Source organism: Brachybacterium sp. NBEC-018 (assembly GCF_024860185.1).
GTDB lineage: Bacteria > Actinomycetota > Actinomycetes > Actinomycetales > Dermabacteraceae > Brachybacterium > Brachybacterium rhamnosum.
The window spans coordinates 153,267-170,095 of the sequence record NZ_CP100650.1; the positions used below are offsets into that span (position 1 = coordinate 153,267).

Here is a 16,829-nt window from a genome sequence, read left to right on the forward strand (position 1 = left end):
ATGCCCCGCATCTCCACCCCCGCGGCCCCCTCCGCGCCGCACCCCGGCGGCATCTCCCGCCGGCACCTCGGCGCCCTCGCGGGCCTCGCCCTGCTGCCCATCGCCGGCTGCGGCCTGCGCCCCGCGACCGCCTACACGCCGGACGTCGCCCCCGGCTCGATCACCCCCATCGAGGGCCTCCCCGCCGACGCCTCGCTCACGGTCACCGGCAAGAACTTCACCGAGCAGCTCATCCTCGGCAAGATCGGCGTGATCGCCGCCCGGGCCGCCGGGTTCCAGGTCGACGACCTCACCAACGTCCCCGGCTCCGTCCCCGTGCGCGAGCTCATGACCTCCGGCGACGCGGACATGACCTGGGAGTACACGGGCACCGCCTGGCTCACCTACATGGGCGAGACCGAGGGCATCCCGGACAAGCAGGCGCAGTGGGAGGCCGTGCGCGACGCCGACGTCGCCAACGGGCTCACCTGGCTGCCGCCCGCTCCGCTGAACAACACCTACGCCCTCGCCGTGCGCTCCGACGCCGTCGAGGAGCTGGGCGGGATCAGCTCCCTGAGCGAGATCGCTGACCTCCCCGTCGAGGACCGCACGATCTGCGTGGAGCCCGAGTTCAACTCCCGCGCCGACGGCCTGATCCCGCTGCTGGAGGACTACGGCATCCCCCGCGACGCCGCCGACGGCGTCCCCGAGGAGAACATCTCGATCTACGACACGGGCGCCGTCTACACCGCGACCGCCCGCGGCGCCTGCAACTTCGGCGAGGTCTTCACGACCGACGGCCGCATCGAGAGCCTGGACCTCACGATCCTCGAGGACGACAAGGGCTACTTCCCCGCCTACAACGTCGCCCCGGTGCTCAGCACCGCGACGCTCGAGAAGCACCCCGAGCTCGCGGACGTCTTCGACCAGATCTCCCCCGCCATCACGGACGACGCCCTGCGGGCGCTGAACCTGCGGGTCGACGAGGGCGGCGAGCTCCCGGCGGACGTCGCCTTCGACTTCATGGTCGAGCAGGGGTTCGTCACGCGCCCCTGAGCGGCCCGCTCCGGCAGGTCACCGCCGCACGGTCCCCAGCAGCCATCGCGAGCCGAGCGCCGCGAGCCACGCCGCGCCGATCCCGATCACCGCGGCGAGTACGAGCTCGACGCCCCACAGCACAGGGCTCGGGATCCCGTAGAACATGACCGCCCACTGCGCGGGGAGGATCAGCAGGAAGCCCAGCACGAGCACGTACGTCACGGGGCTGCGTCCGCGCACGATCAGCCAGCCCAGCAGCCCCACGGCCGGGCCCAGGATCGAGAGGTCCAGCATCCGCGGGAAGGGCTGCGGCATGTCCAGGTCGCCCCGGAGGTACGGGATCACGAGGACCGTCCCGAGCAGGACGGGCACGACGACGACCAGCACGGCGAGCGCCGCCCGCCACAGGGCGGTGGGCGCGAGGGCGAGGCCGCCCGCGAGCACGAGCAGGCCGATCCCGAGCTGGCCGATGCCCTGGAGCCTCAGCAGCGGGTCGTCGAAGCCGACGAACCCGACCGGGGACCATTGCGCGAGCAGGTAGGAGCCGATCACGGTCGCGACGAGGGCCATGCCGTAGCGGGCTCCGTCCCGCCGTTCGCGACGGTCCGGGGCGGGCACGGGCGCGCCGAACTGCGGCCCGTGGAAGCCGGGCCGGGGCTCGGGGAGGCCGGGCTGGGGCTGGGTCATCGTCGCTCCTGGTGGTCCCGCGGTGGCAGGGGCCCACTGTAGGCGCCGCGGTCGCGGAGCACAGCCGATCGGGCAGGTTCGTCGGCCCGTCGGCCCGCAGGTCCGTCGCGATCAGACCGGCCCGTCGGCCCCGCCGACGGACGGCGCCGCCGGCCCTCCCGCTCCTGGGGTACGGTGCTCGCCGATCCCTCGGGTGCCCGTCGCAACGGGCTGAGATCGGACTGTCGCGGTCCGAGTACCGACCGAACCTGCCCGGGTCATGCCGGCGAAGGAAGAAGGAGAGCGACTGCATGTCCGCACGCCCTGAGAACTACCCCACCCACACCCTCGACCACCTCGAGGATCCCGAGCACGGCATCCGCGTGCCCGTCACCCGGATCTCCCAGGACCCCGCCCCGAGCGGCGCGGAGAACCCGCCCGTGACCGTCTACCGCACCGCGGGCCCCGGCTGCGAGCCGGAGGAGGGACTCGCCCCGCTGCGCGCGGACTGGATCCGCGGCCGCGGCGACGTCGAGGACTACACGGGCCGCGGTCGGAGCCTCGAGGACGACGGCCGCAGCGCCGTGCGCCGCGGGGAGGCGAGCGCGGAGTGGCGGGGTGCGCGGCGGGAGCCGCTGCGCGGCCTCGAGGGCCGACGGGTCACGCAGATGCACTACGCCCGCCGCGGGGAGATCACCGCGGAGATGCGGTACGTGGCGCTGCGCGAGGGCTGCGACGTGGAGCTCGTGCGCAGCGAGCTCGCGGCGGGCCGCGCGATCATCCCCGCGAACGTGAACCACCCGGAGGCGGAGCCGATGATCATCGGCCGCGCGTTCCTCGTGAAGGTCAACGCGAACATCGGCAACTCGGCGGTGACCTCGTCGATCGCGGAGGAGGTCGCGAAGCTCGAGTGGGCGACCCGCTGGGGTGCGGACACCGTCATGGACCTCTCCACCGGGGAGGACATCCACACCACCCGCGAGTGGATCCTGCGCAACTCCCCCGTGCCGATCGGCACGGTCCCCATCTACCAGGCGCTCGAGAAGGTGGGCGGGGATGCGAACGCCCTGACCTGGGAGATCTTCCGGGACACGGTGATCGAGCAGTGCGAGCAGGGCGTGGACTACATGACGATCCACGCGGGCGTGCTGCTGCGGCACGTGCCGCTCACGGCGGAGCGGGTCACGGGGATCGTCTCCCGCGGCGGCTCGATCCTCGCCGGCTGGTGCCTCGCCCACCACCGCGAGAACTTCCTCTACGAGCACTTCGACGAGCTGTGCGCGATCTTCGCCCGCTACGACGTCTCCTTCTCCCTCGGTGACGGGCTGCGTCCCGGCTCCCTCGCGGACGCGAACGACGCCGCCCAGTTCGCGGAGCTCGACACGCTCGCGGAGCTCACCGCCCGCGCCTGGGAGCACGACGTGCAGGTCATGGTCGAGGGGCCGGGGCACGTGCCGCTGCACCTCGTGCGGGAGAACGTGGAGCGCCAGCAGGAGCTGTGCCACGGCGCCCCGTTCTACACGCTGGGCCCGCTCGTCACGGACATCGCCCCCGCGTACGACCACATCACCTCCGCGATCGGCGCCACCGAGATCGCCCGCTACGGCACGGCGATGCTCTGCTACGTGACGCCCAAGGAGCACCTGGGCCTCCCCGACCGCGACGACGTGAAGACCGGCGTGATCACCTACAAGATCGCCGCCCACGCGGCGGACGTCGCCAAGGGCCACCCCGGCGCCCGCGACCGCGACGACGCGCTCTCGAAGGCCCGCTTCGAGTTCCGCTGGCGGGACCAGTTCGGTCTGTCCCTGGACCCGCAGCTCGCGGAGCAGTACCACGACGAGACGCTCCCCGCGGAGCCCGCGAAGACGGCGCACTTCTGCTCGATGTGCGGGCCGAAGTTCTGCTCGATGCGGATCTCGCAGGACATCCGCGACACCTACGGGGACATGCCCGCCCAGGAGCGGATCGCGCTCGCGGGCATGGAGGCGAAGTCCCGGGAGTTCCGCGAGCAGGGCGGCACGGTGTACCTGCCCTCCCCATCGGTGCCCGCTCGCCCGTAGGATCGAGGGGTCCCCACCGGTGCCAGCGTCGGCAGCGATGCCCTGAACCACCCCGCGCTGGAGCCCCTGTTGAGCACCTCGACCACCACCCTGCCGCCTGCGGCCCCCGCTCCCCTGCCCCCGGGCCGGCTGCGGCTGGTCATCCTCGCGATGGCGCTCGGCGCCTTCGCGATCGGCACCACCGAGTTCGCGTCGATGGGTCTGCTGCCGCAGATCGCGCGCTCGCTCGAGGTGAGCGTGCCGCAGGCGGGCATGCTCATCACGCTCTACGCGCTGGGCGTGGTGATCGGGGCGCCGCTCGTGACGATCGCCGCGGTGCGCGTGCCGCGGGCGAGGCTCCTGGTGGTGCTCATCGCGCTGATCGGCCTCGGGAACCTGGCCTCGGCGATCGCGCCGAGCTTCACGGTGCTCGCCCTCGCCCGCTTCGTGGCGGGGCTGCCGCACGGCGCGTTCTTCGGGGTCTCGGCGCTCGTCGCCTCGCGCCTGTCCCCGCCGGGGCGGCGCGCCCGCTCGGTGTCCCTCGTGATGCTGGGCCTGACGATCGCGACGATGCTCGGCGTGCCGGCGTCGACAGCGCTCGGGCAGTCGGTGGGCTGGCGCTCGGCGTACGTGATCGTCGTGGTGCTCGCAGCGGCGTCGACCCTCGCGATCTGGCGCCTGGTGCCGGAGCCGGAGGGCTCCACGGGCACCGGCTCGATCCGCGGTGAGCTGGGGGCGCTGCGCCGCGGCCAGGTGTGGTTCGGGCTCGGGATCGGTGCGATCGGGTTCGGCGGCATGTTCGCGGTGTACAGCTACGTGGGCGAGATCGTGCCGGGCGTGATGGGCCTCGGCGAGCGCGCCGTGCCGGTCGCGCTGTTCGTGTTCGGCGTGGGCATGACGGTGGGCAATGTGATCGCGGGCCGGCTCGCGGACCGCAGCATCTACGGGACGATCCTCATGGGCCTCGTGGGCATGGCGATCACGCTCGCGATCTTCGCGCTGGTCGCCCAGCACGCGATCGCCGGGATGGCGCTGCTGTTCGCGATCGCGGTGACCTCGCAGCTCATGGGCCCCTCGCTGCAGCTGTTCCTGCTCGACGCCTCCCCGGACGCCCCCTCGCTCGCGGCGGCCCTGCATCATTCCGCGCTGAACATCGGCAACTCGCTCGGGGCGGCGCTGGGCGCGGCGGTGCTCGCCGCCGGATGGGGCCTGCTCGCCCCGGCGTGGACCGGGGTGGTCCTCGCGGTGCTGGGCCTCGGGATCGCGGGCGCGTCGCTGCTGGTGCACCGCCGCGCCGTCGCGGCGACCGTGGTGGAGGACGCCCCGGTGCCCGCGGCCTGCTGAGTCAGCTCCGCGGGGGTCGCACCCAGGGCAGGGCAGGAGACCCCGCTCACCGCACAAGCGGTCGGTGCGCCGCAGCTCACCAGGCGCTGACCTGCACGTTCACCCCGACAACCCGTGACTCACACTTTTCACCGCCCCGGGAGGCCATTCCTGGGGCGGTACTGCTGTGCGCGCCCCTACGGTCACCGGGTCCCCTGGTTGAACGTCGGCGTTGCACGAACGGGCTCCTTCTTCCGACCACTCCTCGACGGAATCGAACCCCATGAGCACCGCCTCGCTGTCCCGCCGCGCCCTCGTGCGCGGCGCCCGCCTGGACCCTCCCCACCGCCGTCGTCGCCACGGCCGCCCCCGCCGTCGCGGCGAGCGCCGCCTGCCCCTCGACCGCCGCGATCGACGCGCTGTTCGCGGCCCGCACGCAGGAGGTCGCCGCGTACGACGGCTGCTCCGGCACCACCCGCCCCACCTTCACGATCTGGTACGACGGCCCCGGCGGCCTCAACGGGTACCTGCAGACCTCCACGATCAACGTGCGCAACCAGAACCCCTGCGCGATCGACACGACCGCCTACCCGCTCGCGTTCCGCCTCGACATCGCGAACCTCTCCGGCCCGGACCGGAACCCGAACGGCGCGACCACGCTCCAGCGCAGCCTCACGGCGACCAACAGCTACGGCTACCTCAGCCGGCTCAGCCAGCCGGGCGTGCGCACCGCTGGTGTGAAGACGGAGAGCACCTGGGAGGCCGCCGGGACGGAGACCGTCGCGGGCGCCTCCCGCACCGTCTACTCGACCCGCTGGAACGTGGTGCGCGCGAGCTCGGTGGACGCCGGGGAGGACATGGACCTGCAGATCTCCTGGCAGGACGGCCGCACCTCCTCCGGTCGCCTCACGAACGCGGTGCGGCTCGTGCCGCTGGGCATGGCCGCCCCGCAGTGGAGCGAGCTGACCGCCGCCTCGAGCGCCGAGTGCGCGAGCGCCTACGCGCACTACTCCTCGAGGGTGGCGCGGTGGTACGCGAACGGCGAGGGCTGCAGCCCCAACATCCGCTGGGAGGTCGCGACCGCCGTGACCACGACCCGGTTCTCGACGACCTCCGGCTACACGCGCACGCCGATCTCCTGCGGCGCCGGCATCTGGTCGAGCGTCGCGAAGGACTTCACCCCCACCCACGACGGGATCTACTGACCCGCGACCCGGCGCGGCTCCCCGTGCCAGGTCGCGAAGCGCCACAGCCGCTCGAGCGGGCCCTGGGCCGTGCGCGCCAGCCAGGCGCGGGCGACGAGCACCTGGAGTACGAGCAGGAGCGCGCAGCCACCCCAGATCGCGGCCATCCCGGCGTCGTCGAGCACGAGCGCGGCCTCGCCCCGCACGAGCTGCGGCGGCACGGAGAAGGCCAGGCCGGCCCCCACGACCACGAGGGTCGCGGAGACGTAGTTCGTGAGCGCCATCCGGCCGAGCGGCGCGAGGACCGCCGCGAGCAGGGGGCGCAGCGGGGTGTGCAGCAGGGCGGCGATCACGCCCACGAGGGCCATGCCGCTCGCGAGACCGGCCACGGCGCTGACCGTGTCGAAGCCCGCCGCGGCGGGACTGCGCAGCTGGAGGAGCACCGCCGGCACGGCGACCACGGCCGCGACGGCGGCGAGCACGAGACCGGGCCGGGCTGAGCGCTCGAACCGTCGCGGCAGGTCGATCGCGGCCGCGGCGAAGCCGAGCAGGAACATGCCGGGCACGAGCATCAGCCCGCCGTACGAGGCGCCGACGACGGTGAGCGCCGCTCCCCCGATCCCTGCGACCACGGTGCGCGCCCGCTCCGGGAGGAAGGTCAGCGGGAGGAGGAACAGGGTCCCGACGATCGCGTAGGGCAGCAGCGCCTCCCCCGCCTGCAGCAGCTGGTGCAGCGCGCCGAGCAGCACGAGCGCGACCAGGCGCCGCAGAAGCACCACGCGCGGCCGCACCGCGCGCCGGGAGGCGGAGGCCCACAGCATGCCGAAGCCCACGCCGAAGAGCAGCGAGAAGATCGGGAAGAACCGCTGCTGGACGAGCAGCTGCTCGAGCACGCTGGTCGTCGGCGGGGCGCCGTCGACCCACGGAACGACCACCCCGAGCAGCGGGCCGACGTTGGCGACGAGGATCCCGCACAGGGCGAAACCGCGCACCACGTCGAGCACGAGCATCCGCTCCCGCGGTGGGGTGACCACGGCGTCGTCGGCGACGGCCGGGGACGAGGCGGGGACGGTGGGATGAGTGGGGTGGCCGGTCATGCGTTCGATGCTCCCGGTCAGCGCCCTGACCAGGCGTCCCACGCCGGGCCCGTCGGGCAGACCGACGGTCCACCCCCGGGCGGACCGCTCACTCCCCCCGTGGGTGCGGTGTCCCTACTCGTCCTGCTCCCAGGCCCCGGTCTCGACGGGCTTGCCGATGAACAGCGCGGCGACGACGCCCACGAGGGAGAGCAGCACGGGCAGCAGCAGGGAGTCGGCCATCGCCTGCGCGAAGGGGGCGTGGAGGAACTCGGGCAGGGAGCCCGTCTGCGCGCCCTCGGCCGTGGCCCCCGCCCCGCCCTCGCCGCTGGCGCCGCCGGCGACCTCGCCGATGCGGTCCGCGATGCGCGTGCTCATGAGGGTCGCGATCGCGGCGGATCCCAGCACGGAGCCGATCTGCCGCGTCTCGTTGTAGACGCCGGAGCCGGCGCCCGCGAGCGACGGCGGCAGGTTGCGGGTCGCGGTCATCGACAGCGGGCCCCAGATGAGGGCGTTGCCGAGGCCCACGAGCACGAAGGGCAGCAGGAGCAGCCAGATCGCGGTGCCGGGCTCCATGATCAGGGCGAGCCAGCCGAGGCCCGCTGCGAGCGAGGCGAAGCCGCCCACGGCGAGCCAGCGCGGGTTCACGCGGTTCATCCAGCGGCCCACGAAGGGCGCGAGCGCGCCGGAGACGAGCGCCATCGGCACGGTCATGAGGGCGGCCTGCGTGGGGTCCATGCCGAGCACCTGCTGGAAGTACAGGGTGATCGGGATGGACAGGGTGAGCACGGTCGCGCCCATCATCGCGATCGCGATGTTGGCGACGGAGAAGTTGCGGTCGCGGAACAGGCGCAGCGGCACGAGCGGCTCACGGCGGTTCACGGCCTGCCACACGATGAAGGCGACCATGACGACGGCGCCCGCGATGATCAGCCCGGCCACGGAGATCGGGAGGTGGGTGTCGACGCCCGCGATGACGAGCGAGTCGGTGATGGTGCCCCAGTCGTAGGTGTCCCCCTCCTGGATGCCGAAGACCAGCATGAACAGACCCGCGGCGGAGAGCACCACGCCGAGCCAGTCGAAGGAGTGGGCGCGGCGGGAGAAGCGGGGCACGTTGCGGGCGGCGAGCAGCAGGCCGATGATCCCGACGGGCACGTTGACGAAGAAGATCCACTCCCAGCCGGGGCCGTCGACGAGCAGGCCCCCGGCGAGCGGGCCCACGAGCGTCGCGACACCCGCTGTGGCGCCCCACAGGGCCATCGCCTGAGGACGGTCCTTGGGGGCGAACATGCGGGTGATCATGGACATCGTCTGCGGTGTCATCATGCCGGCGCCGAGGCCCTGCACCACGCGGGCGAGGATGAGGATCTCGACGCTGCCGGCGAGGCCGCACCACAGGCTCGAGAGGGTGAAGACGGCGAGGCCGGCCATGTACATCGTCTTCATGCCGAGCCGGTCGCCGAGGCGGCCGGTGATGAGCAGCGGCACGGCGTAGGCGAGCAGGTACGCGCTCGTGACCCACAGCAGGCTCGAGAGCTCGGTGTCGAGGTCCTCCTGCATGCGGGGGATCGCGACGGTGACGATCGTGGTGTCCACGAGGATCATGAAGAACCCCAGGACGATCGACCACAGGGCGGGCCAGGGCCGGTCCAGGCGCGGGTCGCGCTCCGCCTGCCCGGACTCGGCGACGGACGGGGCGGCTTCGGCCATGGGGACCTCCGGGGGACGTGCTGGGGGCGCCCGGCGCGGGTGCCTCTGAGAATGTACGCCCGCTCCCGGACGCTCGACCACGGGGATGGCCCCCGGACGTGGCGAGCATCCCTTTCCCTCGACGCCCCGACGCGAGCGTGGGCACCTGAGCACCTGTGAGAGCGTGGACGGCGAGGCCTCGACCGCCCGGTCGCAGTGCGTCATGAGCACTGCACGTCCCGTCCTCTCGTGTCTACACTCGCAGCACCGCCGGACCCGGCGGTGGACCACGTCGAGGAGGCAGTCATGAGCACCGAGGACAAGTTCGAGAACGCGGGCGAGAAGCTGGGTGGCCAGGCCAAGGAGGGCCTGGGCAAGCTGAGCGGGGACAAGGAGCTCGAGGCCGAGGGCCAGGTCGACCAGACCAAGGCCGGTCTGAAGGACAAGCTCCAGGACGCGAAGGACTCCGTCACCGGCGCCCTCAAGGGCCTGAAGAACGACTGACGAACCAGCTCTGCCAGCGCTCGCGCCGGTTCATCGCGAGGGCGGTCCCGCACGGCGGGGCCGCCCTCGCGATCTGCTCACCCACCGATCCCCGGCGGCGCGGCGCCGAAATGAGCTGGGGAGGCCAAGGTCAGCGGCGCGGCGCCGGGGTCAAGGGGTCGGGAGCCGCTTGTTCATCGAGATGCTCGGCGAGGGCGTCGAGGAACTCCGCCACCGCGCGGCGTGAGTGCAGGGGGACCTGCTGGGCCACCTCGAGCATGCGCTCGTGCATGACGGCGAGGCGGTCGCGGACCTCCTCGTGGGCATGATCCGTCGCACGCACGACGAGCGCACGACGGTCGGTGGGATGAGGGGCGCGACGCAGATGCCCCGAGCGGGAGAGGCGGTCCAGCAGCTTGGTGGTGGAGGCCCCGGAGATGCCGAGGAGCCGAGCGAGACGCAGCAGCGTCAGGGGGTCCTCAACGGACTCGTGGGCGATGACGTGTCGGAGCGCCTCAAGGTCCGTGGTGTTCATGTCCATGCCCGCGCTGATGCGTCGACGCATCTCATGATCGGCGTGGCGGAGACGGCGGACCGCAGCGAGCATCGCGACCGCAGAGGCGTCTCCTTCGTCGTCGTACCAGTAGCCGGCGCCGCGAGGGCCGCCGGCGATCGTGCGCGCATCCATGACGACCGATGCTACGCTCCATTTACATAGCCAGGCTATCTATTCTGCCCATCTCGACCGAGGTCGGATCCGATCGGAGAGGAGACATCATGACCGTCACCGCAACTCACGACCACGTCGTCCTGGTCGATGTGGACGGGCGTCCCACGGGGGAGCTCGCGCTTCGCGCAGAGGTGCACTCGACCAGCACCCCGCGCCACCTCGGCTTCTCCTGCTACGTGATCGGCGACGACGGCCGAGTGCTGCTCACGCGACGCGCCCTGGGCAAGCGCACCTGGCCGGGCGTGTGGACGAACTCCCTCTGCGGCCATCCGCGTCTTGGCGAGTCGCTCCCCGACGCCATCGCCCGACGGGCCGAGGACGAGCTCGGCATGGCGCTGCACTCGCCGAGGACGGTCCTCCCCGACTTCCACTACGTCGCCACCGATGCCTCCGGCATCGTCGAGAACGAGTTCTGCCCGGTCGCCGTGGCACGCTGCGCGACCGCACCCGACCCCCGCCCCGAGGAGGTGATGGACCTGCGCTGGGTCACTCCGGGCGAGCTCCACCAGCTCGTGCGGACCGCGCCCTGGACCCTCAGCCCCTGGTGCGCCGCCCAGGTCCCGCTGCTCGGTGCGCACCTTACCGCCTCCGGGACCGATCGATGAGCACGGACGCGCGGTCGCAGCGACCCTCTCTCGACGCCACCATCGCCGAGACCCTCACCGCCACGGCCCGACGCGCCGCCCCCGGATCCGACCACGAGCACGTCGCGCTCATGGCCGCTCTGTCCCACGCGTGCAGCGGCGGCGGCCGGCTCCGCCCGCACCTCCTGCTGGACACCTGCCGAGCCCTCGGCGGCGATCCCGACGGCCCCGCCCTCCGCGTCGCCGCCGCGATCGAGATCCTCCACGCCGCCTTCGTCCTCCAGGACGACGTCATCGACGCCGATCCCGTCCGCCGCGGGGCCCCCACGGCGCACGCCGCGCTGACGACCGCCGCTCTCGCCGAGGGCGCTCCCCTGCGCAGCGCCCGACGCTACGGCGACGCCGGAGGGACCCTCGCCGGGGACCTCGGGCTGATCACCGCGCTCACGGCCGTCCTGCGCTGCGGCGCTCCCGCGACGACGGTCGACCGTCTCGTCGATCTCCTGGAGAGCGCGGTGCACGCGAGCGCCGCGGGCGAGCTCGCCGACGTCGCGCCGACGGCCGTCGCGCCTGCCGGCGGGCCCTCGCCCACCCCGGTCACCGCCTCCGTGCGGGTCGCCGCCCTCAAGACCTCCGCTTACACGACCGAGCTGCCGCTGCGCGCCGGAGCCGTGCTCGCCGGAGCCGACGAGCAGGTCGACGAGGCGCTCGCCGCCGTCGGCCGCCCGCTCGGCATCGGCTTCCAGCTGCTCGACGACCTCGTCGGCATCTTCGGTGACGAGTCCCGCACCGGCAAGAGCGCGCTCTCCGACCTCCGGGACGGGGCGCGCACGGGTCTGATCGCCCATGCGGAGCCGACGGACGCCTGGCCGCTGCTCCTCCCCCTCATCGGGGACCCCGATGCGGACGAGAGCTCCCTGCAGGAGGCGCGCCGACTGCTCGAGGACTGCGGGGCCCGCGCGCGCACCGAGGCTCTCGCCGAGGAGCAGCTGGACCTCGCCGTCGAGCTCGCCATCTCCAGCGGCGTGCCGGACGGGCTCGTCGTCGTGCTGGACGCGACGCGCCGCCGGATGCTCGAGACGGCGCACGCACAGCTCGTGGGCGTGCGGGAGGTCGGCGCATGACCCCGCACGATCGCCACCCCCGTCCCCTCTCCCTCGCGGAGGACCGCTCATGACCACGTCCACGGCGCCACGCGCTCCCCGCCCGCACGGCGTCCTCCCCCGCCTCGCCACCACCGCGGCGCTCGCCCTCACGGTCGTCGGCACCGCCGTGGGTGTCGGCGCGTTCGGCGGCACGCCGGTCCAGGGCGCCGGAGGCGGGCTGCTCTCGGCCGACGCGACCCCGCTCGCGCCCGCCGGCGGCGCCTTCTCCATCTGGTCGCTGATCTACCTGGGCCTCGCCGCCTACACGATCGTCCAGTGGTGGGACCCGACGGACCGGCACCGGATCCGGGTCGCGGCGATCCTCTCGATGCTGCTGAACGCCCTGTGGATCCTCGTCGTGCAGGGGGGCATGCTCTCCCTGTCCGTCCTCGTCATCGTCGTGCTGCTCACGGTCCTCGCGGTGATCGTCCGCCGCCTCACCGCGAGCGCTCCCCGCGGGCCCGTCGAGGCGGTCGCCCTGCACGGCACCTTCGGCCTCTACCTCGGATGGGTGTGCGTGGCGACCTGCGCGAACATCGCCGCGGCCCTGCTCGGAGCGGGCTTCCGCGGCTTCTCCACGACGGGTGCAGGATCACCCGGCCCGCTCGCCGTCGGCGTGGTGATCGTCGCGGCCGCCGTGGGTATGGGCCTGGCGCTCTCCGGCCGCCGCTCCGCCGGCACACTCGCCCCGCTCGCCGCCGTCCTGGCGGTGGGGTGGGGGCTCGGTTGGATCGCCGTGGGGCGCCTGGCCGGTGAGCCCGCCTCCACGCTCGTCGGCGGGACGGCCGCCGTCGCTGCCGCAGGGCTGGTCATCGCCGGGATCACCACGGCACAGGAGCGGATCCGCGCGATCCGGAACGCGTCATGAGCTCACCCGATGCCGCACCCGGCACGCTCTACGACCGGGTGGCGCAGGACAGCGCGTCCCGGGTCATCGCCGGCTACTCCACGAGCTTCGGCTGGGCGAGTCGCCTGCTCGACGAGCCCGTCCGCACCGACGTGCGGAGCATCTACGCCCTCGTGCGCCTCGCGGACGAGATCGTGGACGACCCGGATCCACGGCTCCGGCCGGAGGACCGCTCCCGTCTCCTCGCGGAGCTCGAGCAGCAGACCGGTGCCGCCCTCGCCGGCGAGCGCAGCACCAACCTCGTGGTCCACGCCTTCGCCCTCGCGGCCCGGGAGCACGGCATCGATGCGGAGCTCGTGGACCCGTTCTTCCGCTCGATGCGGGCGGACCTCACCGTGACCGCGCACGATGCTGCGAGTCTGGACACCTACATCCACGGCTCCGCGGAGGTGGTGGGACTCATGTGCCTGCGCGTCTTCGTGGACGGCGACGAGAGCTCCTACACCCGGCTCCGTGACCCGGCGGTGCATCTGGCCGCCGCCTTCCAGAAGGTCAACTTCCTGCGCGACCTCTCCGAGGACCATTCCCACCTGGGCCGCACGTACGGGCCCGAGCTGGACCTCGACGTGTTCGACGACGCCCGACGCGACGCGGTCCTCGACCAGGTCGACGCCGACCTCCGATCCGCCGCCCAGGGGATTCCGCAGCTCCCCCCGAGCAGCCGCCGTGCCGTCGCCGCCGCGCACGGCCTGTATCGCGAGCTGGCGCTCCGACTGCGACGCACCCCCTCCGCACAGATCCGGGTGCGGCGCGTGCGCGTCCCGGGCCCTGTCAAGGCCCGCGTGCTCGCCGCCGCGCTCCTGGACGGTGGCCGATGAGCGCACGGGGGGAGCTGCCCGGCGCGCGCCGCGTGGCCGTCATCGGCGGGGGCGTCTCGGGACTCGCCACCGCGACGCTGCTCGCGCGGGACGGGCACCGGGTCACCCTGCTCGAGGCCCGCGAGGAGCTGGGCGGGCGCGCGGGCACGTGGGAGCAGGGCGGGTTCCGCTTCGACACCGGCCCCTCCTGGTATCTCATGCCCGAGGTGTTCGACCACTACTTCCGCCTGCTGGGCACCTCCGCCGCCGAGCAGCTGGAGCTCCGCCATCCCGAGCCCGCCTTCCGCGTGCGCTTCGAGGGCGAGGAGGAGCCGTTGGACGTGAGCCGCTCCGCGGCGCGCAATGCCGAGGCGTTCGAGCGGAGGGAGCCGGGAGCGGGACGAGCCCTGGACCGCCATCTCACCTCGGCCCGACGCACCTACGACATGGCGCTGCGACGGTTCCTCTACACCTCGTTCGACTCCCCCGTGTCCCTCGCTCACCCCGAGGTGCTGCGGCATGCGCCGACCCTGGTGCGTCTGCTCGTGGAGCCGCTGGACTCCCTGGTCGGGCGGCGGTTCCAGGACCGACGCCTCCGTCAGGTGCTGGGATATCCCGCCGTCTTCCTGGGGACCTCCCCCGACCGCGCGCCCAGCATGTACCACCTCATGAGCGCCCTCGACCTCACCGGTGGGGTCCAGTACCCCCTCGGGGGCTTCGCTCACGTCGTGGAGGCGATGACCTCGCTCGCGAGGAAGGAGGGGGTGGACCTGCGCACGGGCGCTCGCGCGCAGCAGATCCTCGTCGACGCGAGGACCCGGCGACGACCTCGCGTGACCGGCGTGCAGGTGGATGCCGAGGGCGGCACCGAGCAGATCCCCGCGGACCTCGTCGTGGCCGCCGCTGACCTCCACCACGTGGAGACCGCCCTCCTGCCCCCTGCGCTGCGCACCTATCCCGAGCGCTGGTGGCGCCGCCGCACACCGGGGCCGGGCGCCGTGCTCGTCATGCTCGGCGTGCGCGGGGCGCTCCCGCAGCTCGCCCACCACAGCCTCTTCTTCACCCGCGACTGGGCGGAGAACTTCGGGGCGATCGCGCAGGGGCGTGTCCCCGATCCCGCCTCGAGCTACGTGTGCCGTCCTTCGGCCACTGATCCCGAGGTCGCGCCCACCGGGCACGAGAACCTGTTCGTGCTGGTCCCCGTGCCCGCCGATGCCGAGCTGGGCCACGGCGGCATCGACGGCGGGGGTGATCCGCGCATCGAGGCGATCGCGGACGACGCGATCGCGCAGGTGTCCGCGTGGGCAGGCATCCCGGACCTGGCCTCACGCGTGGTGGTGCGACGCACGGTGGGACCGGGGGACCACGCCGCGGACCTCTCCGCCTGGCGGGGCAGCATGCTGGGCCCCGCGCACACCCTCAGCCAGAGCGCCATGTTCCGGGCACGCAACACCTCTCGGAAGGTCGAGGGGCTGCTGTACGCCGGGTCCTCGACCATCCCGGGGATCGGAGTACCGATGTGCCTCATCAGCGCGGAGCTCGTGGTCAAACGGGTACGGGGCGACCGTTCGGCCTCGCCGCTGCCGGAGCCCTCCCCCCGGGCGGCCGGCTCGGGCGCGGCCGCGGCACAGGAGGGGGAACGATGATCGGCGGGCTGTACCTTCTGTGCCTGTGCGTGCCGCTGCTGGGCATGGGCACCCTCGATGCGCGGTACCGCCTCGTGCTGGGACGCGCGGCGCGGCCCGCCCTCGCCGTCCTCGCCGTCGGCACCGTGTACTTCCTCAGCTGGGACCTGGCGGCCATCGCCGCGGGCCATTACGGGCTCGGGCGCAGCCCGGCCCTGAGCGGGCTGATGCTCGCACCCCATCTGCCCGTGGAGGAGCTCGTCTTCGTCGTCGTCCTCGCCTACACCACGCTGGTCCTGCACGCCCTCGTCGCGCGTGCACTCGCCCGTCGGCGCGCACCGAGCCCCGCGCGATGACCTACGCCGCCCTCGCCGGTTGCTTCCTGCTGCCGCCGCTCCTGGTGCTCGCCCTCGCCGTGCACCGACGTCGTCCCGGTGCGTCGTGGTGGATCGCGACCTCGGCGACGATCATGGGCCTGCTCGTGCTCACCACGGTGTTCGACAACCTCATGATCGCGGCCGATCTGTTCCGCTTCGAGCCCTCGCTGCTTCTGGGGGTCCGGATCGGTCTCATGCCCCTCGAGGACCTCGCCTGGCCGATCGCCGCCGGCCTGCTCCTGCCCGCCCTGCACCTGCTGATCGCCCCCGCGGAGGATTCATGACGACCACCCTCACCCCCGGTGCCGCCCTCCGGCTGCTCGCCTCGTCCCGCCCTCTGAGCTGGGTCAACACCGCCTACCCCTTCGCGCTCGGCTACCTGGCCGGGGGCGGCCGGGTCGATGCGGTGCTCGCCGTCGGCACCCTGTTCTTCCTGTTCCCCTACAACCTGCTCATGTACGGGGTCAACGACGTCTTCGACCACGAGTCGGACCTCCGCAACCCTCGCAAGGGCGGGGTCGAGGGGATCGTCCTGGATCCCGGGCTGCATCGCACGATGCTCTGGGTCGCCGGCCTCGTCTGCGTCCCCTTCGTCCTCGCTCTCCTCGCGGTCGGGAACCCGTGGTCGTCCCTCGCCCTCGTGGCGGTGCTCGCGGCGGTGGTCGGCTACTCGGCGCCGCAGGTACGCCTGAAGGAGCGGCCGGTCCTCGACTCGCTCACCTCGTCGGTGCACTTCGTGGGACCCGCGCTCGTGGGCCTGCTGATGGCGGACGGCGGCATCGGCCGGACGGCGCTCGTCGTGCTCGCCGCGTTCCTCGCCTGGGGCATGGCCTCCCACGCCCTCGGCGCGGTCCAGGACGTCCTCGCCGATCGGTCGGCGGGGATCGGATCCGTCGCGACCGCCCTCGGCGCCCGTTGGACGGTCCGCGGCGCGATCGCGCTGTATCTCGTGGCCGGAACGCTGCTGGTCACCCTGCCGGGGCCGCTCCGGCTCTCCGCGCTGCTGGTGCTCCCCTACGCGCTGAGCGCCTGGCCGCTCCGGTCGCTGCCCGATGCCGAGAGCCCGCGCGCCCACGCCGCCTGGCGTCGCTTCCTGGTGCTCAACCTGCTGGCCGGGACGGCGCTGACGATCGGTCTGCTGATCGCCGCGCTGCCCGGCTCCGGCCAGTAGGTCGTCGGCGGAG

The 16,829-nt window shown here is 73.1% G+C and carries 17 protein-coding genes and 1 riboswitch; of the genes, 13 read left to right on the forward strand and 4 right to left on the reverse strand.

Annotated elements, in window-relative coordinates; all coding sequences use genetic code 11:
• The gene (locus NLU66_RS00665) at positions 1-1,035 is read left to right on the forward strand and encodes a glycine betaine ABC transporter substrate-binding protein (protein WP_259361037.1); all 1,035 of its coding nucleotides are present in this window, start codon (positions 1-3) and stop codon (positions 1,033-1,035) included.
• Positions 1,036-1,053: 18 nt separating this feature from the next.
• Here the strand turns inward: NLU66_RS00665 and NLU66_RS00670 are convergent, their stop codons facing one another.
• Positions 1,054-1,704, reverse strand: a complete 651-nt coding sequence (locus NLU66_RS00670; RefSeq protein ID WP_259361038.1) for a hypothetical protein — start codon at positions 1,702-1,704, stop codon at positions 1,054-1,056.
• Positions 1,705-1,883: 179 nt separating this feature from the next.
• A riboswitch (TPP riboswitch) is annotated at positions 1,884-1,997 on the forward strand.
• Here NLU66_RS00670 and thiC point away from each other — a divergent pair.
• From thiC to NLU66_RS00685, 3 genes are all read left to right on the forward strand, one after another.
• On the forward strand, positions 1,995-3,746 hold the full coding sequence (gene thiC / locus NLU66_RS00675; protein ID WP_259361039.1) for a phosphomethylpyrimidine synthase ThiC: 1,752 nt from the start codon (positions 1,995-1,997) through the stop codon (positions 3,744-3,746). Its footprint overlaps the riboswitch before it by 3 nt.
• A 69-nt stretch (positions 3,747-3,815) precedes the next feature.
• On the forward strand, positions 3,816-5,069 hold the full coding sequence (locus NLU66_RS00680; RefSeq protein ID WP_259361040.1) for an MFS transporter: 1,254 nt from the start codon (positions 3,816-3,818) through the stop codon (positions 5,067-5,069).
• A gap of 527 nt (positions 5,070-5,596) precedes the next feature.
• Positions 5,597-6,253 (forward strand): hypothetical protein, encoded by a 657-nt coding sequence (locus tag NLU66_RS00685; protein ID WP_259361041.1) that lies wholly within the window; start codon positions 5,597-5,599, stop codon positions 6,251-6,253.
• On the opposite strand, the gene NLU66_RS00690 is transcribed toward NLU66_RS00685, so the two are convergent.
• Both NLU66_RS00690 and NLU66_RS00695 read right to left on the reverse strand, forming a co-directional pair.
• Entirely contained in the window at positions 6,247-7,329 is a 1,083-nt protein-coding gene (locus NLU66_RS00690; protein WP_259361042.1) for a DUF418 domain-containing protein, read from the reverse strand. The two genes, NLU66_RS00685 and NLU66_RS00690, sit on opposite strands and share 7 nt — an antisense overlap.
• A 114-nt stretch (positions 7,330-7,443) precedes the next feature.
• Positions 7,444-9,018, reverse strand: a complete 1,575-nt coding sequence (locus tag NLU66_RS00695; RefSeq protein WP_259361043.1) for a DHA2 family efflux MFS transporter permease subunit — start codon at positions 9,016-9,018, stop codon at positions 7,444-7,446.
• 285 nt (positions 9,019-9,303) lie between these two features.
• Here NLU66_RS00695 and NLU66_RS00700 point away from each other — a divergent pair, with 285 nt between their 5' ends.
• On the forward strand, positions 9,304-9,501 hold the full coding sequence (locus tag NLU66_RS00700; protein WP_259361044.1) for a CsbD family protein: 198 nt from the start codon (positions 9,304-9,306) through the stop codon (positions 9,499-9,501).
• A 130-nt stretch (positions 9,502-9,631) separates the two neighbouring features.
• Here NLU66_RS00700 and NLU66_RS00705 read toward each other — a convergent pair whose 3' ends face one another.
• Positions 9,632-10,168, reverse strand: coding sequence for a MarR family winged helix-turn-helix transcriptional regulator (locus NLU66_RS00705; RefSeq protein ID WP_259361045.1), 537 nt, complete (start codon positions 10,166-10,168; stop codon positions 9,632-9,634).
• A gap of 89 nt (positions 10,169-10,257) precedes the next feature.
• Here NLU66_RS00705 and idi point away from each other — a divergent pair, with 89 nt between their 5' ends.
• From idi to NLU66_RS00745, 8 genes are read left to right on the forward strand one after another with little or no spacing between them, the layout of a single operon-like run.
• Positions 10,258-10,815 carry an isopentenyl-diphosphate Delta-isomerase gene (gene idi / locus NLU66_RS00710; protein ID WP_259361046.1) on the forward strand — a complete coding sequence of 186 codons (558 nt, stop codon included), beginning with the start codon at positions 10,258-10,260 and terminating at the stop codon, positions 10,813-10,815.
• Positions 10,812-11,918, forward strand: coding sequence for a polyprenyl synthetase family protein (locus tag NLU66_RS00715; protein WP_259361047.1), 1,107 nt, complete (start codon positions 10,812-10,814; stop codon positions 11,916-11,918). The genes idi and NLU66_RS00715 overlap by 4 nt, the downstream gene beginning before the upstream one ends.
• A 49-nt stretch (positions 11,919-11,967) precedes the next feature.
• The gene (locus NLU66_RS00720) at positions 11,968-12,807 is read left to right on the forward strand and encodes a tryptophan-rich sensory protein (protein WP_259361048.1); all 840 of its coding nucleotides are present in this window, start codon (positions 11,968-11,970) and stop codon (positions 12,805-12,807) included.
• Positions 12,804-13,664 (forward strand): phytoene/squalene synthase family protein, encoded by an 861-nt coding sequence (locus tag NLU66_RS00725; protein WP_259361049.1) that lies wholly within the window; start codon positions 12,804-12,806, stop codon positions 13,662-13,664. Before NLU66_RS00720 ends, NLU66_RS00725 begins: the two co-directional genes overlap by 4 nt.
• Complete coding sequence (crtI, locus tag NLU66_RS00730) at positions 13,661-15,289, forward strand: phytoene desaturase family protein (protein ID WP_259361050.1); 1,629 nt, start codon at positions 13,661-13,663, stop codon at positions 15,287-15,289. The genes NLU66_RS00725 and crtI overlap by 4 nt, the downstream gene beginning before the upstream one ends.
• The gene (locus tag NLU66_RS00735) at positions 15,286-15,624 is read left to right on the forward strand and encodes a lycopene cyclase domain-containing protein (RefSeq protein ID WP_259361051.1); all 339 of its coding nucleotides are present in this window, start codon (positions 15,286-15,288) and stop codon (positions 15,622-15,624) included. The genes crtI and NLU66_RS00735 overlap by 4 nt, the downstream gene beginning before the upstream one ends.
• Positions 15,621-15,929, forward strand: coding sequence for a lycopene cyclase domain-containing protein (locus NLU66_RS00740; RefSeq protein WP_259361052.1), 309 nt, complete (start codon positions 15,621-15,623; stop codon positions 15,927-15,929). The genes NLU66_RS00735 and NLU66_RS00740 overlap by 4 nt, the downstream gene beginning before the upstream one ends.
• Positions 15,926-16,816 (forward strand): prenyltransferase, encoded by an 891-nt coding sequence (locus NLU66_RS00745; protein ID WP_259361053.1) that lies wholly within the window; start codon positions 15,926-15,928, stop codon positions 16,814-16,816. The genes NLU66_RS00740 and NLU66_RS00745 overlap by 4 nt, the downstream gene beginning before the upstream one ends.
• The last annotated feature ends 13 nt before the right edge of the window (positions 16,817-16,829 follow it).